Origin of the sequence: Nostoc sp., assembly GCF_036917275.1 — a bacterium.
Classification (GTDB): Bacteria; Cyanobacteriota; Cyanobacteriia; order Cyanobacteriales; family Nostocaceae; genus Nostoc.
This window is the reverse complement of record NZ_JBALDF010000041.1, coordinates 162,160-180,763: the sequence shown is the minus strand read 5'-3', so window position 1 is coordinate 180,763 and position 18,604 is coordinate 162,160. Positions and strand designations below refer to the sequence as shown.

Annotated in this window: 12 protein-coding genes; 7 read left to right on the top strand and 5 right to left on the bottom strand. The window is 41.0% G+C overall.

Translation table 11 applies throughout. The features are described 5' to 3' along the window. Positions 1–12: 12 nt before the first annotated feature. Entirely contained in the window at positions 13–1,986 is a 1,974-nt protein-coding gene (gene acs, locus V7K35_RS15990) for an acetate--CoA ligase (RefSeq protein WP_335080231.1), read from the bottom strand. A 560-nt stretch (positions 1,987–2,546) separates the two neighbouring features. Between acs and V7K35_RS15985 the strand changes: the two genes are divergently transcribed. The 3 genes from V7K35_RS15985 (at position 2,547) to V7K35_RS15975 (ending at position 4,223) form a co-directional block, all read left to right on the top strand. After that, positions 2,547–2,933, top strand: a complete 387-nt coding sequence (locus tag V7K35_RS15985) for a hypothetical protein (protein ID WP_335080230.1) — start codon at positions 2,547–2,549, stop codon at positions 2,931–2,933. A 92-nt stretch (positions 2,934–3,025) separates the two neighbouring features. Next, entirely contained in the window at positions 3,026–3,715 is a 690-nt protein-coding gene (locus V7K35_RS15980) for a hypothetical protein (protein ID WP_335080229.1), read from the top strand. Positions 3,716–3,779: 64 nt separating this feature from the next. Beyond that, positions 3,780–4,223 (top strand): hypothetical protein, encoded by a 444-nt coding sequence (locus V7K35_RS15975; protein WP_335080228.1) that lies wholly within the window; start codon positions 3,780–3,782, stop codon positions 4,221–4,223. A 341-nt stretch (positions 4,224–4,564) separates the two neighbouring features. Here the strand turns inward: V7K35_RS15975 and V7K35_RS15970 are convergent, their stop codons facing one another. Next, the gene (locus V7K35_RS15970; protein ID WP_335080227.1) at positions 4,565–6,562 is read right to left on the bottom strand and encodes a lipoxygenase family protein; all 1,998 of its coding nucleotides are present in this window, start codon (positions 6,560–6,562) and stop codon (positions 4,565–4,567) included. Next, positions 6,555–7,016: a phenylpyruvate tautomerase MIF-related protein gene (locus V7K35_RS15965; protein ID WP_335080226.1), complete on the bottom strand. Its 462-nt coding sequence runs from the start codon at positions 7,014–7,016 to the stop codon at positions 6,555–6,557. Before V7K35_RS15965 ends, V7K35_RS15970 begins: the two co-directional genes overlap by 8 nt. Before the next feature lie 1,266 nt (positions 7,017–8,282). Here V7K35_RS15965 and V7K35_RS15960 point away from each other — a divergent pair. The 3 genes from V7K35_RS15960 (at position 8,283) to V7K35_RS15950 (ending at position 14,016) form a co-directional block, all read left to right on the top strand. After that, positions 8,283–12,692 carry a CHAT domain-containing protein gene (locus V7K35_RS15960; protein ID WP_335080225.1) on the top strand — a complete coding sequence of 1,470 codons (4,410 nt, stop codon included), beginning with the start codon at positions 8,283–8,285 and terminating at the stop codon, positions 12,690–12,692. A gap of 313 nt (positions 12,693–13,005) precedes the next feature. Continuing rightward, positions 13,006–13,200, top strand: a complete 195-nt coding sequence (locus V7K35_RS15955) for a hypothetical protein (RefSeq protein ID WP_335080224.1) — start codon at positions 13,006–13,008, stop codon at positions 13,198–13,200. A gap of 90 nt (positions 13,201–13,290) precedes the next feature. Continuing rightward, positions 13,291–14,016, top strand: a complete 726-nt coding sequence (locus V7K35_RS15950) for a TerC family protein (protein WP_334793267.1) — start codon at positions 13,291–13,293, stop codon at positions 14,014–14,016. Between the two features lie 177 nt (positions 14,017–14,193). Here the strand turns inward: V7K35_RS15950 and ndk are convergent, their stop codons facing one another. Then, entirely contained in the window at positions 14,194–14,643 is a 450-nt protein-coding gene (gene ndk / locus V7K35_RS15945) for a nucleoside-diphosphate kinase (RefSeq protein WP_334793268.1), read from the bottom strand. A gap of 229 nt (positions 14,644–14,872) precedes the next feature. Between ndk and speA the strand changes: the two genes are divergently transcribed. Further along, positions 14,873–16,891: a biosynthetic arginine decarboxylase gene (speA, locus tag V7K35_RS15940; RefSeq protein ID WP_335080223.1), complete on the top strand. Its 2,019-nt coding sequence runs from the start codon at positions 14,873–14,875 to the stop codon at positions 16,889–16,891. Positions 16,892–17,242: 351 nt separating this feature from the next. On the opposite strand, the gene V7K35_RS15935 is transcribed toward speA, so the two are convergent. Further along, positions 17,243–18,412 (bottom strand): NDP-sugar synthase, encoded by a 1,170-nt coding sequence (locus tag V7K35_RS15935; protein ID WP_335080222.1) that lies wholly within the window; start codon positions 18,410–18,412, stop codon positions 17,243–17,245. Positions 18,413–18,604: the final 192 nt, after the last annotated feature.

Below are 18,604 nucleotides of genomic sequence, written 5' to 3'. Positions count from 1 at the left end.
ATTTGGAATTATTTACGTACCTTGCCGTAATTTATCCAACACGCTCTTATCTTCCAATGTCGAAATATCCCCAGATACCTCTTCACCCGCAGCTAGATTCCGCAGCAATCGCCGCATAATCTTTCCTGATCGCGTTTTGGGCAAAGCATCGGTAAAGCGAATTTCTCCCGGACGGGCGATCGCACCAATTTGTTTGACAACGTGCTGTTTGAGTTCTTTACTCAGTTCTTCACTTCCCTGATAACTGCCTTCTAGAGTCACAAAAGCAACTACTTCTTCACCCTTAAGTTCATCTGGTTTACCCACTACTGCCGCTTCTGTAACCGCTGGGTGAGAAACCAAGGCTGATTCTACTTCCATTGTACCGAGCCGATGTCCTGACACATTCAGTACGTCATCCACACGACCTGTTATCCAAAAGTAACCATCCTCGTCGCGTCTGGCACCATCACCAGCAAAGTAATTATAGTTACCATCTTTGGGCGGGATGTGTTCCCAGTAGGTGCGGCGGAAGCGTTCTGGATCGCCGTAGACTGTCCGCATCATTCCTGGCCAAGGATGTCGCACTGTCAGATAACCGCTTTCGTTATTGGGTACGGTGTTTCCTTCTAAATCTACGATATCTGCGATAATTCCTGGGAAGGGAAGAGTTGCTGAACCTGGTTTGGTGGGAATTGCCCCTGGTAGCGGTGTAATCATGATTCCGCCTGTTTCCGTTTGCCACCAAGTATCAACAATTGGACAACGTTCACCACCAATTACTTTGTGATACCACATCCAAGGGTTCGGGTTAATTGGTTCGCCGACGGTTCCTAGCAAACGCAATGAAGACAGGTTTCTCGCATTCGGATGTTGTTCTCCCATTTTAATAAAGGCTCGAATTGCTGTAGGTGCAGTATAAAAAATATTGACACCATATTTTTCAATCACATCCCATGTACAACCAGGATTAGAAGCACGGGGCGCACCTTCATACATCAGGCTCGTTGCACCGTTGGAAAGAGGGCCGTAGACAATGTAACTGTGTCCAGTAATCCAACCTACATCGGCAGTACACCAGTATACATCTGTATCTTGCAGGTCGAATATCCACTTGGTGGTCATGTGGGTATATAAATTATAACCAGCAGTTGTATGCACTATGCCCTTCGGTTTGCCAGTGCTGCCTGAAGTGTAGAGGACAAACAGCATATCTTCGCTGTCCATTGGTTCGGCGGGACAATCTGCTGATACTCCTTTTTGCAAATCATGCCACCAATGATCGCGTCCGCCCAACTGCATATAAATTTCTTGTCCGGTGCGCTTCACAACCAGTACATTTTCTACACTGGGAACAGCACCATCAGCTAAGGCTTTATCTACCTGTTCCTTGAGAGGAACGATCGCATCTTTGCGCCAACCACCATCAGCCGTAATTACTAGTTTAGCTTTAATATCAATTAAGCGATCGCGCAAAGCTTCGGCACTAAAACCACCAAATACCACACTGTGGGGTGCGCCAATTCTGGCACAAGCTAACATGGCGATCGCAGCTTCGGGAATCATCGGCATATAAATACCAACGCGATCGCCTTTTTGTACACCCAGTTGCTTCAATACATTGGCAAACTGGCAAACTTCTCGGTGCAGTTGGGCATAGGTGAGAGTACGCGAATCTCCTGGTTCTCCTTCCCAAATCAATGCTGCTTTATTCTTACGCCAAGTAGTGAGATGTCTGTCAAGGCAGTTGTAAGAAATATTAATCTTACCGCCAACGAACCATTTAGCAAAAGGTGGTTGCCAGTCTAATACTGTATCCCATTTTTGGAACCATTCTAATTCTGTTGTAGCCAAATCTGCCCAAAATTGCTGCGGATCGGCTTTGGCTTTAGCATAGAGACGCTGATAGTCATCTAGGCTTTTGATATGGGCATTCTGTGAGAATTCGGAGGGAGGATGAAAGAGACTGTTCTCTTGTGGGATTGATTCGATACTTGGTTGAGACATGATTACATCTACAAACGGTATTGTTACTGAAAACTATTTTTAGCTTAGTTGTGCCAGACAGTGTTGAAATTTTCCTGAAGCTGAACATAAATTGCAAGATATTTAGCTTACATCAACCAAAACCAAGCAATAAAAAAAGGTTTGATATCTATAGGTGATTGAGCCTGAGAATATTTTGCCATGAAAAGATACAAGTGTGGTGCAAAGCACAGATTATACCGCTTACAGTTGAGAATAGGGTGCGTAAGCCGCTATTATTGCCAGAATCAGATTTTCACCTCGATTTAATTGGGAAGAGGTTATCTTGTCATACCCTGAGAGTTTATCAATTTAAACAAATTGGAGAAATTCAAATAGAATCGGTTATTGAAGTTTAAATCAACAACCATCTGTTTGGGGACTGGTAACTAACGGATTGCGTTATCAATTTGTTTATTTAAGATGTGACCAGCAACCAACCTATCAGTTAATGCCATTATTAAATTTGAATGAATCTCCAGGTGCAGCTGAGTTATTACAAGTTTTCAAAAGCGTCTGCAAGTTACCAAATCTTCAGTAAAATGAATGTAAATCGCGGAGCGATCGCTGATGAGAGCTTAAAAAAACAAGTTTACCAGGATACCTTCCGTACACCAGATTATTTCTGGCTTGACTCTGTAACAATGGAGTTTCAGGGATTTCATCTAGTTAATGGTAAGTATCAAGAAATTCAATCTACCACTGATGGACGTTTGTGGAGCCAGCAGTTAAAACTTTACTTGGGAGTTTATGAAGGTAAATTAAGATTATTCACTACTGAAAATCAATTAATATTATCATTTGAACAACTAGCTGAACAAGAAATACCTGCCCAACGGGCAGAAGAACGTACCCAACAAGCAGAGCAAGAAATTGTTCGATTGCGGGAGGTTTTACTTACACAGGGCATTGAACCAGAGAATATTTAATGACATCAGGAAATTAACTAAAGACATTTTCAAGTTAAAATCTAGTTATAAGTGTGTGAAAAAAGCGTTATCTTCTGAAAGTAGGACATCGTTTGCAAGCAAAAGAGATTAAGGATAAGCTAAAGTCCCTTACCCTGCAAGCCTCCTCGATAGATCCGGATTTAGCGAGAAGATTAGACGAAATCAATCGTTGGGTAAAGAATATCAAGCCAGGTTCCCTGACTGCAAAACCTTTTGTGATTGCATTTCTATTAGAGGTGATTACGGATTCTACAATTTGGCTGATTGTGAAATCCTTACCTTCGGAAGAAGAACAAAAAGCAAAGTTCGATCAAATGACGCCGATTGAAAGATATTGGTATAGTTATCTTTTTCCTAGATGGATTAATGCAAGTGACTCCAAGTTTTATATTTGGAAACAGAAATTGATGGGAGGCGAATTTAATCAGGTTGATGATGATATAATTAAATCAATAGCCCAAGATATTGTTCAGCGTGAAGGTAGTTTTTGGCAGCGTTATATTGCCGACCTTTCAATGGCAACAGATTTAATTGTTAGTCGTAACAATCAACCACTGTGCATTCAAGTTACCAGTGTCTCTGAAGAACTTAATTACCAAAAGTACCAAGCTTGGCAAAATACACTGCGATCATGGGAAATAGAGAGAGGATTGTTCTTAAGTTACAATCCCAAAAACGCTAATTTTGTTAACCAGTTAGTCAACGTGGCACTATATAACAGTGATTATCTTTCTGGTGGCAAATATTTAAAATTTTCGTGAACTTCCATTTGATGTTCCAGATTTATATTCCAGCCTACATACCTACCTGCTAATTACAGCTTTTATGGTTAATAAAAGAGAAACTCACAGCTGCAACAATCAAGTAGATGCATTTGCTGAAGCTTTAGCAACAGCGCGACAAATGCAGCAAAACTGGCTAACTTACGGGGTTAATTTTGTAAATTTTTACGTTGAAGATGTAGATGGAGACTGGCTAGAAACCTGGGGGCATGACGAAATATTAGGTAATTCTCGATTAGATGCTATTAAAGAATTTTTGGTAAGTGATGAGAGTGTAGCCGTTAGGGTAAGAGAGCATTTAGAAGAGCGATCGCTGTTTGATTTCGCAGTAAACTTAGAAGAATGTTGGAGAATTTCTGAAACTAATGACAGGTTATCTGCTGTGAGAAGGTTGTTAGCTGGTGAAAAAAATAGTGTTGATGCAGATGATATCAGATTATTGGATTTAGCAAATAGTCTGCTCGTAAAGTTGGCAGAGATTTTGTGAGATTTAAAATTCTATTGTCGTAAATTGCTTCTAAAGGCTATTTACATTTGTTCTTCACTTTCAAGCATTCATAAGAAAGTTTGAGCATTGGTTGCAAACGTTAATTTTTTTTCATCAATGCTGAAGCAATTGTTACTCACGTTAAAGCATTTATAAGAAACGTTTATAGCGGTTCTCAATTGCATGGAATACAGACCTAACAAGAACAGCCCCTTCCCTATAAGGGAAGGGGAGTAAGATTCAAAGCCTTTCTCCTTTTAGGAGAGAGGTTACAAAGGAGGTCAGACTGTAATGCATCCAAACGATAATTGCTATAAGCATTTGTTGCAAACGTTAAATTTTTAGCTATTCAATCTAGAACGTAAGGTTGTGAGATCAAATCCTAATTTTTCAAACTCTGCTTTTTTACTTTCAATGAGTTTGATTAACTCTGGTGATACGTCTCCATCTTCGTTTTTAAGTATATAGCCGTAATTAAAATTGGTCAGCATATTTGTCACACCCAAAATGATACTGGCTACCTGATGACCTGGTAATACACTCTCATCATCTTCGTCACCCATTGAGCCATTGGTTAACAAATCGCCGTACTTCAATTCCCCAAATTCAGGATTATGTTCATTGTGAATCCAGCTATGCCAAAAAGTGCATTGATAAATCACATACTTACAAACCTGTTTAAGATTTACTATATCTTGCTCAGTTGGTTGTGGTGATATAGTAATCGCTCTAATGGCTTTCAATTCACCATTAACTTCTTGACGTGGATTTGATGAGTGTTCAATTTCGTTTAAATCATACCATTCATCGCCATCATCTACTTGTTCCATACTCAGAGGAACATAGGTAACGCTGTTTTGTACTAAATCGTTGGAAAAGTTGAGTATTTCTGTCCAATTATTAGCAATCTCTTCTTGATTTGCAGCAAAAAATGACTCTACATAAGTAGTGAGAATATTCCAGTATAAATTGCCGAGTTTGGCAAATGTATGACCTTCATACAGAGGTTTTCTAGGTTGCCAATCTGTCCAATCATATGTTCCGATATTTGTTGTTATCCATTGCAACATATCTGGTTTAATAGGCATGGGTTCGAGTTTGGCAAAAAATCCTTCTTTGGCATCCATGAGGATTTTACGCCCAAATTTGTTGATATGAACTACTTCTTTGAGATGGGGATATAAAAAATCACGTAGCGGATTCTTTCTAATATTTCTTAAGAAAGCGATCGCATACTGTTCCATGTTAAAGTGACACTGGCTTAAATGCCCTTTAACTTCACCTAAAACACCCAGATGAGTAGCGCGAACAACTCGTTTAGCTTGCAACCATTTATTACCATCAGCAGGGGTATAAGTCTGTGGTGCTTTTAAAGGTGAATTTGGTTCACTACACCTATCTTCACGGAATTGCAGTGTGATTTCAATAGGTAGTAATTTTCCGTTTTTTAACTCAAATATGACTTTGTAATTAGGCAAATCTATTTTGCCTGTTAGGGTAAATTTATCACCATTAAAAGCAGTGTTATATAGTGAAGGATTATTTTTATCCTTCTTAAAAATAACCGGATTGAAACCATTGAGCATCCTTTCGCCAAAAAAATCATCACTTCTGGTATAGCCTTTGTGGCTCTTTTCTAAAATTAGCGTTAAAGTTTCCGGAAATGATTTTTGGATTTCATCGTAGGATAGCTGATTAGGATTACGACGATTTATTTGGATTAGTGTATCCATTATCTGGCTATACTTGGCTACAGATTGCATTGTCCTGGCTAAAGCTTCAGGTACAAAATCATGGCGAATAGAATCTGGTATGCTGTAAGAAAATTTATATTGCCGATCGTACTCATAATATAAAATTTGCAAAACACCAAAATCATAGTCATCTCTAACATTATCAGGCCCGATTTTAACTTCAATTAAGTTCCTAAATTCACTTTTTTGACCATGAATAAAGACATTTTGTGGCGGGTCAAAAATTCTTAATTCTAAATCTGGTGCATCACCAAAACCTCCTGCTTTTGGATCATACATAATTTCAAAATTTCCTCTTTGATCTGTTTCTCCACAGGCTAAATAATCTTTTAACCCAAATGGATCTCTATCCCATAACTCTAAGCTTAAATTGGGAATAGGAATCAGCGAGTCACGATGTACTATTTTACCAAACGCTCGCCGTGATTTAGCAAATACATTACCTTTTAACTCTTGTTTAATTTTTAAGATAGAGGATAAAGGTAAATCAGACAGAACTTTGTAAACTAAACGTTCTTTTTCTGTCTTGGTATATTCTTTTAATGATACTTCGCCTGCAATGATTCTTTGGATTAAGTTACTCATTTCTGTTATCACTCCTGTTATATTCAATTGCTGTTTTTTTTGCGGCTGTACTTTCTTTTCGAGCTGCTTCTACATCAGCTAAGTCATCAGCACCTAATATTTGTTCAAAAGTTGTGCGATTCCAGCCAACCAAATGCATTTTCAGATCTTCTTGAAAAAATATATACATTCTGTTAGCTGGAACATTGAATTTTGCTAGGAGAAGATCGCTGATAATTTCTGTTAGCTTGGTGGTAATCTCTACAGGCATTCTCCCGTTCATTACTTGAACAACAGCCGCAGGCTTTTCATAATCACCACCAAAAGCTACATTCACTTTGGTGTTGACAACTACTAAGATCATGGACTGAGGATAGCCTTTGATGATATGAAATTGTTCAGTAATTTGAGTGATGACATCATGAATAACTTCTGGACTGAAGTCATGATTAGTTTCAATTCTGATAAAAGGCATTTTAGTTCGATAATGTATGAGCAGTAATATAGAGCTTGATAGCTTATTTTTATGGCTAATCAACCCTGTTGAGCATCACAGACAGATTGCTTTGTTATTAAGAAAATCAAAAATTTACCATCATCAAGATTGTGAGTTCTATAGCCAAGAATTTACATGATTTTGTCCATGCAAAAGATACATTTGGCACTAAATAGTGATGTATGAAAAAATCAATGATTTTTATTGCTTATTTACACCATTCTTCAGCAAGTTTCGTGTAAATTTCCACTCTTCCTGAATCTTTGAAATATGGCTGATACTAAATTACACCTATAGATGATTACTTATATACAACTAATCATGTATAGGTATAATTGAAGATGAGATCGCAATTGAATGTAACTGTTGTTTTTTTTGAGAATACATAACTTTTACTTATCTTGCAGACTGGTCGATGTGTGAACTTATCTTGCAATGTACTAATCATTAACGAGAATTTGATTACTAAAGTTTGCAATCAAGCAATCAAATCTAGAGGAGGACGAAAGAATTAGGTTTCTAAATCTTTCATGAACGCTCATAATTATGAATTCAGCTTGGCTTGTAACAATTACGTATTATGTAACAAAACTTCATATACTAATGATATTTCCCCTTTAAGTTTTTAAAAAACGTTTATAATGGGGCGCTGTGTATGCAGCAATTCTCATTATGAGAATTGTTATCAAAAGTTTCCGAGTAAAACTAACTGATAAGCTGTCACGCATTTAATTTGCACAACTAGGGCAGGCAAGATGCCCACCCCACAAGAGATTTTTTTTTGAGGATGCAAATTAAAAGATTTTTAGCTTAGAACCTAATATCTGTTGAGAATGCGGCTGAATAGTAGACTGTCCGTGAATCCTAAATGCTTATGAGGAAAGGTTTTGACGGATTAGATAGAAATTGCGATCGCAGTTTAATTCCCAGAAAATAATCTTGTAGTCAATTGGATCAACAGCCAAATCATGGCTCCCGGCACTGAGATGCTTCGCTGTACTCAGTATGAGAGCAAAAGACCCTTTTAAAACATCCTCTAAGATGTCTACGACCGGCTACGCCTACGCTTTCAGGCAACTCACCTATCGACTGCAATGTTCATTAATAGGTTCTTTTATTGTGTGCAAGCGTTTTGATGGAATGCTGATGTGGCAGGGCTTTTAAAAAACTTTGTGATCTACTAATTAAACATGGAAAAATATTGTATTCTAAATTAAAGAAACTTCTAAGGAATCAGCAACAATTGTGGGTAAGTTAGTTGTTTTAAAGCTGGAGGATAGTGATCCTGAGCAAGGGTTTCCAGTTACATTGCAGATTGGCGAAGATGACGCTCTCCCTTGGGTACAAATTATAGGTAAGCTACCTCCAGCCCCAGAGGTTCTTCAACACTACATCTACTGGCAATCAACATATCGTAGCTTAGGACTAAGTTCTCGGTTGACAGCTGAAGCCTTTCAAGTCACCAATGTTTCTATTCAAGAGAAATGCTACAATACCGCAAAGGAGTTGCTTAACCACTTGAATGCTTGGCTTAAATCTGAATCGTTTCGCTCTATTAGAGAGAAATTGTTAGAAAGATTAATGGCATCGGACGAAATTCGAGTAATTATTCAAGCCAAAGACATCCGACTTCAGCGATTACCTTGGCATCTGTGGGATTGGTTTGATCTTTATCCCAAGGCTGAAATTGCTTTAAGTACGTCTAGTTATGAATTTGTTGAACAGCCATTACCTCATAGAGATCATGTGAGAATCTTAGCGGTTTTGGGTAATAGTGCTGGTATTGATACCCAGGCAGATCGAGTATTACTAGAGCATTTACCTGAGGCTGAAGTTACCTTTCTAGCAGAGCCTCAACGCCAAGAGTTGAACGAAAAGCTTTGGGAGCAAGATTGGGATATTCTCTTTTTCGCTGGGCATAGCTCAGGTAAAGCAAATGGTGAATCTGGTCAGCTTTACATTAATCAAACTGATAGTTTAACGATTAATGAGCTAAAGTATGCGTTGAGAAAAAGTGTTGAACGCGGTTTGAAGCTAGTAATTTTCAACTCGTGCGACGGTTTGGGATTAGCCAGAGAGCTAGCTGATTTGCACATTCCGCAAGTCATTGTGATGCGTGAGCCTGTGCCAGACCAGGTTGCACAGGAGTTTTTGAAGTATTTCTTAGAGTTTTTTTCTCATGGTAAGTCCTTTTATGTAGCAGTGCGGGAAGCACGGGAAAGACTGCAAGGTCTAGAAGATCGATTTCCTTGTGCTACTTGGTTACCAACGATTTGCCAGAATTCAGCCCAATTGCCACCGACGTGGCAAGATTTGCGCGGTAGGATTGTTTCCAACTCCCACCTAGTTTACGAACCTAGGTTACATCCAATAACTCCCCTAACTCAGCAGAATTACTGCAACCACCAAGATTGGGGAGAGGCGGTTGATATTTCCGATTTTTCCGGGCGTACAGAAGAATTAACCATCTTGAAGCAATGGATTGTAAGAGACCGCTGCCGATTGGTGGTACTACTAGGCATGGGTGGGATTGGCAAAACTGCTCTAAGTGTATGCTGTGCCGAGCAGATTCAAGGAGACTTTGAGTACGTCATTTGGCGCTCATTGCGTAATACCCCACCTATTACAGAAATCCTGGCAGATGTTATCAATTTATTGTCTAACCAGCAGGAAACAAATTTATCAGAAAGCGCAGACGGTAGAATATCGCAATTGATTGAGTGTTTACGTTCCTCGCGCTGTCTACTGGTGTTAGACAATGTAGAGGCTATTCTGCGTAGTGGCAAGCACACTGGACACTATCATGAAGGATACGAAGGATATGGGGAACTAATCAAACGATTAGGGGAAGTATCTCATCAGAGCTGCTTAATGTTAACTAGTCGGGAGAAACCTAAAGAAATTACCTTATTAGAGGGAAAGCAAGTTCGCTCCTTACAACTACATGGCTTGAACCAGATAGAGGGAAAAAATATTTTTAACAATCTGGGTAACTTTTCGGCAACAGATGATCAATGGCAAGTTGTCATTGAACACTATGCTGGTAATCCCCTAGCCTTAAAGATAGTAGCTGCACTTACTCGAGATTTGTTAGATAATAATATTTCTATTTTAATAAAAGATTATCTAAATTCAGGACAGTTTATTTTTAATGATATTCACGATCTTTTGGAGCGACAGTTCAATCGCTTGACAGATTTAGAGAAAGAGATAATGTACTGGATAGCAATTAATCGTGAACCAGTTTTACTATCTGAATTACGAGCAGATATTGTATCCCCATTATCACAAAGAGGATTGATAGACACTCTAAACTCTCTAATACAACGTTCCTTGATTCAGAAAAGTGCAGCATTTTTTACCCAACAACCAGTTGTCATGGAGTACATCACTGAGAAATTAATTGAGAATATTACTCAAGAAATTGAGACTGGTGAAATTGTACTCCTTAACAGCCATGCTCTGCTCAAAGCTCAGGCAAAAGACTATGTTAGGGATACTCAGATTCGCCTCGTGCTCAATCCAATTACGAAATTCTTACTCAATACTCTAGGCAAAACAAATCTGAAATGCCAGCTAATTCAAATTACTTCAATGCTGCAAGAGAAATCTCCGTTACAACCAGGATATGTAGGGGGAAATGTTCTTAATCTACTTTGTCAACTGAAGATTGATTTAAGCGGCTATGATTTTTCTTATCTAACAGTTTGGCAAGCAGACTTACAAGGTGTGAATTTGCACCATGTAAATTTTGCCCACTCAGATCTAGCTAAATCAATTTTTACTGAAACCTTGCACGCTACTATGTCAGTAGCATTTAGCTTTGATGGGAAACTTTTAGCTACAAGTGATGTTGATGGTAAAATTTGCTTGTGGCAAGTTTCAAATGGGAAAAAACTACTCAGATGTAAAGGGCACGCCAGTTGGGTCTGGTCAGTTTCCTTCAGCCCTAATGGTCAAATACTTGCTAGTGGTAGCTTTGATCATACAGTGAGGTTGTGGGATGTCAGTACTGGTCAATGCCTCAAAACTTTGCATGGGCATGCTGATTGGGTATATTCAGTTGCCTTTAGCCCTAATGGTCAAACCCTTGCCAGTACCAGTGTAGACCAAACGATAAGGTTGTGGGATGTCAGTACTGGTCAATGCCTCAAAACTTTGTATGGGCATAGTAGCCGGGTCAGTTCAGCTAGTTTCAGCCTTGATGGTCAAATCTTAGCTAGTGGCAGTGAAGATAAGACGATTAAGCTATGGGATGTCACTACTGGTCAATGCCTCAAAACTCTGCACGAACATACCAATCGGGTACGAGCAGTCGTCTTCAACCCTAACGGTGACATTCTTCTCAGTGGCAGTAATGACCAAACAGTAAAGCTCTGGGATATCAGCACTGGTCAATGCCTCAAAACTTTGCACGAACATAGTGATGAGGTATTGTCAGTTGCTTTCAATCCGAATGGCAGAACTATTGCCAGTAGCAGTCAAGATAGGACAATTAAACTTTGGGATGTCAGTACTGGTCAATGTCTCAAAACTTTGCAAGGGCACATGAGTCAAGTCTGGTCAGTTGCCTTCAGCCCTAATGGTCAAACGCTTGCCAGTGGCAGTCATGATCAAACGGTAAAGTTATGGGATGTTAGCACTGGACAATGCTTCAAAACTTTGCAAGGGTATACCAACTGGATTTGGTCAGTGGCCTGTAGCCCTGATGGCCAGACCCTGGCTAGTGGCAGTGGAGATAAAATGATCAAGCTTTGGGATATCAGCACTGGTCAATGCCTCAAAACTTTGCAGGGACATACAAATTTTGTATCATCAGTCGCTTTCAGCCCTCAAGGTAAGACCTTGGCTAGTGGGAGTCCTGACCAAACGGTGAGGTTATGGGATGTCAACACTGGTCAATGCCTCAAAACTTTACAGGGGCATACTCATTGGATATATTCAGTCGCTTTCAGTATCGATGGTCGTATGCTTGCCAGTGGCAGTCATGATCGAACAGTAAAATTGTGGGATGTCAGCACTGGTCAATGCCTCAGAACTTTGCAAGGGCACACTAATTGGGTCTGTTCAGTCGCTTTCAGTATCGATGGTCGTATGCTTGCCAGTGGCAGTCATGATCGAACAGTAAAATTGTGGGATGTCAACACTGGTCAATGCCTCAAAACTTTACAAGGGCATATTAGTCGGGTGTGGTCTGTTGCCTTCAGCTCTAATGGGCAAACTCTTGCTAGTGGCGGGCATGATCAAACAGTGAAGTTGTGGGATGTCAGCACAGGTCAATGCCTCAAAACTTTACAAGGGCACACTAGTTGGGTATATTCAGTCGCTTTTAGTACCGATAGTCGTATGCTTGCCAGTGGCAGTCATGATGGGACAATTAAACTTTGGGATGTTAACACGGGTGTGTGCCTCAAAACTTTGCACGGATACACCAGTTGCGTTTGGTCAGTTGCCTGCAGCCCTGATGCTCAAACCCTTGCCAGTGGCAGCCAAGATGAGACCATTAAGCTTTGGAATATTAACACAGGTATGTGCCTCAAAACGTTCAGAGCCGCTAGACCCTACGAGGAAATGAATATCACAGGTGTTTTAGGCATTACTGAGGCTCAAAAAGCCTCCTTAAAGGAGCTAGGGGCTGTGGAGTTGATTGATTGACTATGATAATACATGTAGCTTGCTTAATGTTTGCTAACTGATATTAGGGACTTCCAAAGAATAAAATATACACCTAATTAAATTTTTAAGTAATTTGAAAAAAGATAAAAATGTAAAGCTTTTAGACAAACTTTGCCCCTGTTAAAAGAGCATTTAGGAACCGATGATCTAAGCAGAATTAAGCAACAATTCCAACAGAATAGCGATTTTATACTGATAAAGTATCCATCTGTCTTAGCCCGCCCAATACCTCGAAGTTACCTGCGTTTTGTGACAAACTTGTGTACTGTAATTGACCTTTTAGGAACCTTTTATGGTATACAACAGGGACTCCAAGAAATCAATTTATCTACAAAAGATACCAACGAGCGAAATGACAGCAGTCTATTGTCATCACATTAAGCAAAATGTTAAAATCTTTAGTGTATTGAATAACACCCAAAACACCCTAATGGCACGGCGATCGCATCCATTTAACCCCCTTCAAAATGCACCACAACCACGTTAAGCTGAATTAAAGTGGCAATTTATTGCGCTTTTTAATATGCAAATCTCTGTTTTTGTCAAATTTTAATTTTTTCTGCTTGAGAAACCCGGAATGCTAGACCGAATTTTTGATTACCTCGATTTTCATTTCAGCGTTGAAGCCCCGATAGTTCTGCTCATCCTGGTGCTTTTAGAGGCGCTGTTATCTGCCGACAATGCGATCGCCCTGGCTGCGATCGCTCGGGGGCTGGAAGACAAAGAACTTGAGCGTAAGGCCCTCAACTTTGGTTTAGTCGTTGCCTATGTGCTGCGAATCACCCTGATTCTTACCGCTACTTGGGTGCAACAATTCTGGCAATTTGAATTATTGGGCGCTGCTTACCTGCTGTGGTTGGTATTCCAACACTTTAGCTCTCAAGAAAGTGAAGACGATCGCAATCACGAGCCGCGTTTTAATTCGTTGTTGCAAGCGATACCCGTGATTGCCTTTACAGATTTGGCATTTTCTTTGGATAGCGTGACTACTGCGATCGCAGTTTCTCAAGAAAAATGGCTGGTGCTGACGGGTGCAACAATTGGTATTATTACGCTGCGATTTATGGCAGGATTGTTCATCCGTTGGCTAGATGAATATGAAAACTTGGAAGACGCAGGCTATGTAACTGTAGCTTTGGTGGGCTTACGCTTGTTGTTGAAAGTGGTCAACGAGAGTTTAGTTCCACCAGAATGGATCATGATTGCTGCCATTTTCCTGATTTTAGGCTGGGGATTTTCCAAGCGTGTTGGCACTGAATTGCCTCAACCAGTAGAACCGGAAAAGAGCGAAGTCTCGAAGTAAGAGACGCGATTAATCGCGTCTGTACAGGAGTTATACCAATTCTGTATGAAGATGCACAGAATATTAAACGAACCGCCAAGTACGCCAAGAGCGCCAAGAATAGAGAGTTACTCATTTAGTGCAGCTTCACATTAAATTGGTATTAGGAGTTATGAATTTTTAACTCCTAGCTCTCGATCACTCGTGCAACCAAGGTGTTAAGTGTGGTTGCCAATTAACTAATTCTTCATCCTTAAACCATAGGGCTATTTCTTGTTGCGCGGTTTCTGGAGCATCAGAACCGTGGATTAAGTTGCGACCAATATTCAGTCCAAAATCGCCGCGAATCGTTCCTGGCTCTGATGTTAAAGGGTTCGTCGCACCAATAATCTTTCTGGCAGATGCAACCACGCCATCACCTTCCCATACCATCGCCACCACTGGGCTAGAAGTGATAAATTCGACTAGACCAGCAAAAAAAGGACGTTCCCGGTGAACATCATAGTGTTGTTCAGCCAATTCCCGACTGACTTTCAGGAATTTTAAACCAACTAGGGTAAAACCTTTAGTTTCAAAGCGACGGATAATTTCCCCCACTAATCCCCGTTGTACTCCATCAGGCTTAATTGCTAAGAATGTACGTTCCATTGCTATCTCCAAAAACTTAATGAGTTTTTTATTAGTCAGTTGTCATTTGTTCTTCGTCCTCTGTCTTGAGTCTAAGGTTTTGCATTAATGACCAATGACTAATGACTGATAACACATGACTATTGACCAATCAGAGTTTATCTCAGAAATTATCTTTGGGTGCATATACGTTCCCAGATGAATGCGTTAAATTGTTAATTCGTGGGTGAAAAACAGAGGCTAGGAAGAAATGGGTGTTGAGTCAACTGCTACATCTGACGAAGTGGTACAAGTACCGTCCAATGGACAGAAATCTGAAGTGAAAAATCATAAACAGAAAAAGCTATTACCACCTAGTCCTACCACAGGAGATTTACCTCGCTCCTGGAAAATTGAGGATAGCGAAGCCTTATACCGCATTGAAGGTTGGGGACAACCTTATTTTTCCATTAACGCTGCTGGACACGTTACCGTGGCACCCAAGGGCGATCGCGGGGGATCTCTTGACTTGTTTGAATTGGTCAACGCCATGAAACAGCGCAACTTGGGACTTCCTATGTTGATTCGCTTTTCTGATATTTTGGAAGACCGGATTGAGCGATTGAACGCTTGTTTTGCCAAAGCGATCGCCCGCTACAACTACCCTGGCATCTACCGGGGCGTGTTTCCCGTCAAGTGCAACCAAGAGCGGCATTTGATTGAGGATTTAGTGAAATTTGGCAAGCCTCATCAATTTGGTTTAGAAGCCGGTTCCAAGCCAGAATTAATGATTGCTCTGGCTATCCTGGATACACCAGGAGCATTGTTAGTTTGCAACGGCTACAAAGACCGAGAATACATCGAAACGGCAATGTTAGCCCAAAGACTAGGGCAAACACCAATCATCGTCCTAGAACAGATTGAAGAGGTGGATTTGGTGATTGATGCCAATCGCCAGTTAGGTATTAAGCCGATATTAGGTGTTCGTGCTAAACTCAGTACCCAAGGTATGGGACGTTGGGGAGCCTCTAGTGGCGATCGCGCTAAATTTGGTCTGACAATGCCTGAGGTAATCGAGGCTGTTGACAAGTTACGGGAAGCTAACCTGCTCGATTCTTTGCAGTTGATGCACTTCCACATCGGCTCACAAATCTCTGCCATTAATGTGATTAAAGATGCCATCCAAGAAGCCAGCCGCATTTATGTGGAATTAGCGATGCTGGGGGCAGATATGAAATACCTTGATGTTGGTGGCGGCTTGGGTGTAGATTATGATGGCTCCCAAACCAACTTCTATGCATCGAAAAATTACAACATGCAGAACTATGCCAACGACATCGTGGCAGAGTTAAAAGATACCTGTGCAGAACGCCAAATTCCCGTACCAACACTGATTAGCGAAAGTGGACGAGCGCTCGCTTCCCATCAGTCGCTGCTGATTTTTGATGTTCTCAGTACTAGTGATGTCCCCCTCGACCCCCCAGAACCTCCACAAGAGGGAGAATCCCCAATTATTAATTATCTTTGGGAAAGCTTCCAATCCATCAACCAAGAAAATTACCAAGAGTTGTACCACGACGCTGCACAATTCAAAGAAGAAGCCATCAGCCGCTTCAATTTAGGAATTTTACGCCTCAGAGAACGAGCCAAGGCCGAACGCCTCTACTGGGCTTGTTGTCAGAAAATTCTCAACATTACTAGACAGCAAGAATACGTACCCGATGAACTGGAAGACCTAGAAAAAATCATGGCTTCCATCTACTACGTGAATATGTCAGTGTTTCAATCGGCACCAGATTGCTGGGCGATCGACCAGCTATTCCCAATTATGCCAATCCACCGCTTGGATGAAGAACCAACGCGGCGGGGAATTTTAGCAGACCTCACCTGCGACAGTGATGGTAAAATAGACCGCTTTATTGACCTGCGTGATGTCAAATCGGTTTTAGAGTTGCACACCTACAAGCCTGGAGAACCCTATTATTTGGGGATGTTCTTGAATGGAGCTTACCAAGAAATTATGGGCAATTTGCACAACCTATTTGGCGACACCAACGCCGTTCACATCCAATTAACGCCCAAAGGCTACCAGATTGAACACGTTGTCAAAGGTGACACCATGAGCGAAGTGGTGAGCTACGTCCAGTATGACTCCGAAGATATGGTGGAAAACATTCGTCAGCGTTGCGAGCAAGCATTAGAAGAAAAGCGCATTACCCTAGCAGAATCTCAGAGACTGCTACAAACCTACGAGCAGAGTCTCAGAAGATATACGTATTTAAATAGTTAGGAGTTAAGAGTGAGGAGAGACGCGATTAATCACGTCTGTACAGGAGTTAGGAGTGAAGAGTAGCCCTGTCAAAATGACATGATCTCGTTCCCATGCTCTGCATGGGAATGCTCATCTAGAGGCTCTGCCTATAGTCCAAGGAGGCAGATCCTCCCCAAATCCATTCCTATGCAGAGCAATAGGAACGAGAGGTTAATAGTTTTTGCGCGGTCAAAAAAAATACATATGGAACTTGCAAAACCAAATTGAACTTCATAACAAAGGTTTTAGCATACTTGCGACCACCAAAACGCAGGCTAGAGTTAGGAATAAAGGTTATAACTCTTAACTCCTAACTCCTAACTCCTAACTTTAATTTGCGTTTGTCCCCAACAATTCCTCTATCGCTTGTCGTTCAACAGGGGTATGTGATGGCACCGTCTGACGAGCATCGGTAATCAGCCAGTCTAAAGCAGCTGCTTGAACATCGATCGCAGCACCAGTTTTATCTACACAATAACGTCCAAACACCAGTTTATCGACTAAGCGGACTCCAGGACCCAGGCGCGACCATTCAAAAATCACGCTGTTTTCCACTGTTGCACCACTACATATCCAACAATTGGGGCCAATCATCGCTGGGCCGACAATTTTAGCTCCGTCTTCTATTCTGGTCATGCCACCAATGTAAACTGGGCCTGTGATATCCACTTTGTCCCAATTTACCGCAACATTTAAGCCAGTATAGATGCCAGGGGCGACTTCATGACCAGGGATTTGCACATTTTTAATTTCACCCAGCAGTACACCGCGAATCGCCCGCCAATAGTCTGGTACTTTACCAATATCTACCCATTCAAAGTCCATAGGAATGGCGTAAAAAGGAGCTTTGATTTCTACTAATTTGGGAAACAATTGACTACCAATGTCATATTCGACACCAGAAGGAATATAATTAAACACCTCTGGTTCAAAGATGTAAATACCTGTGTTGATGTTGGTGCTGAGGGCTTCTTCAGTTGAAGGTTTTTCTTGAAAAGCTTTGACACGGCCCTCTTCGTCAGTCACAACCACACCGTAGCTAGAAACTTCTTCCTTGGGGACAGATTTCGTAATAATAGTAGCGATCGCCCCTCTAGCTCTATGCCATTTAACCGCCGCACTTAAATCCAAGTCAATCAAAGCATCACCGCACAAAACCACAAAGGTATCATCAAAAAAGGGTGAGAAGTCTTGGATGCGGCGCATCCCTCCAGCTGAACCAATTGCTTCTCCCTCCAGTTTCCCCTCGTCATCAATTTTCCCTTCAAAGGAATAGGCAATCTGCACCCCAAACCGTTGACCATCACGAAAATAGTTTTCTATTTCCTCAGCCAAATGACTAACGTTGACCATAATCTGGTCAAATCCATGTCGGCGTAACAGTTCCAGCAAGAACTCCATCACTGGCTTTTGCAGGATGGGAATCATCGGTTTGGGAATTGTATAGGTAATCGGACGCACGCGAGTCCCCTTGCCAGCTGCGAGAATCATCGCTTTCATAAAAATTTATTCCTCAACCACAAGCCAGTTTACTTTCATCGAGTGATACTTAATCATCAGTTTTTATTTATGCTCTAAGTCATCCCTCAAAACAGGGATAACAGGAATTACTGGTTATCGCAACCATAGGTATACTTAGATGACAAGCGATCGCTTATCTTTTCAATTTACTCGGATTTTAGGGCTGAATCA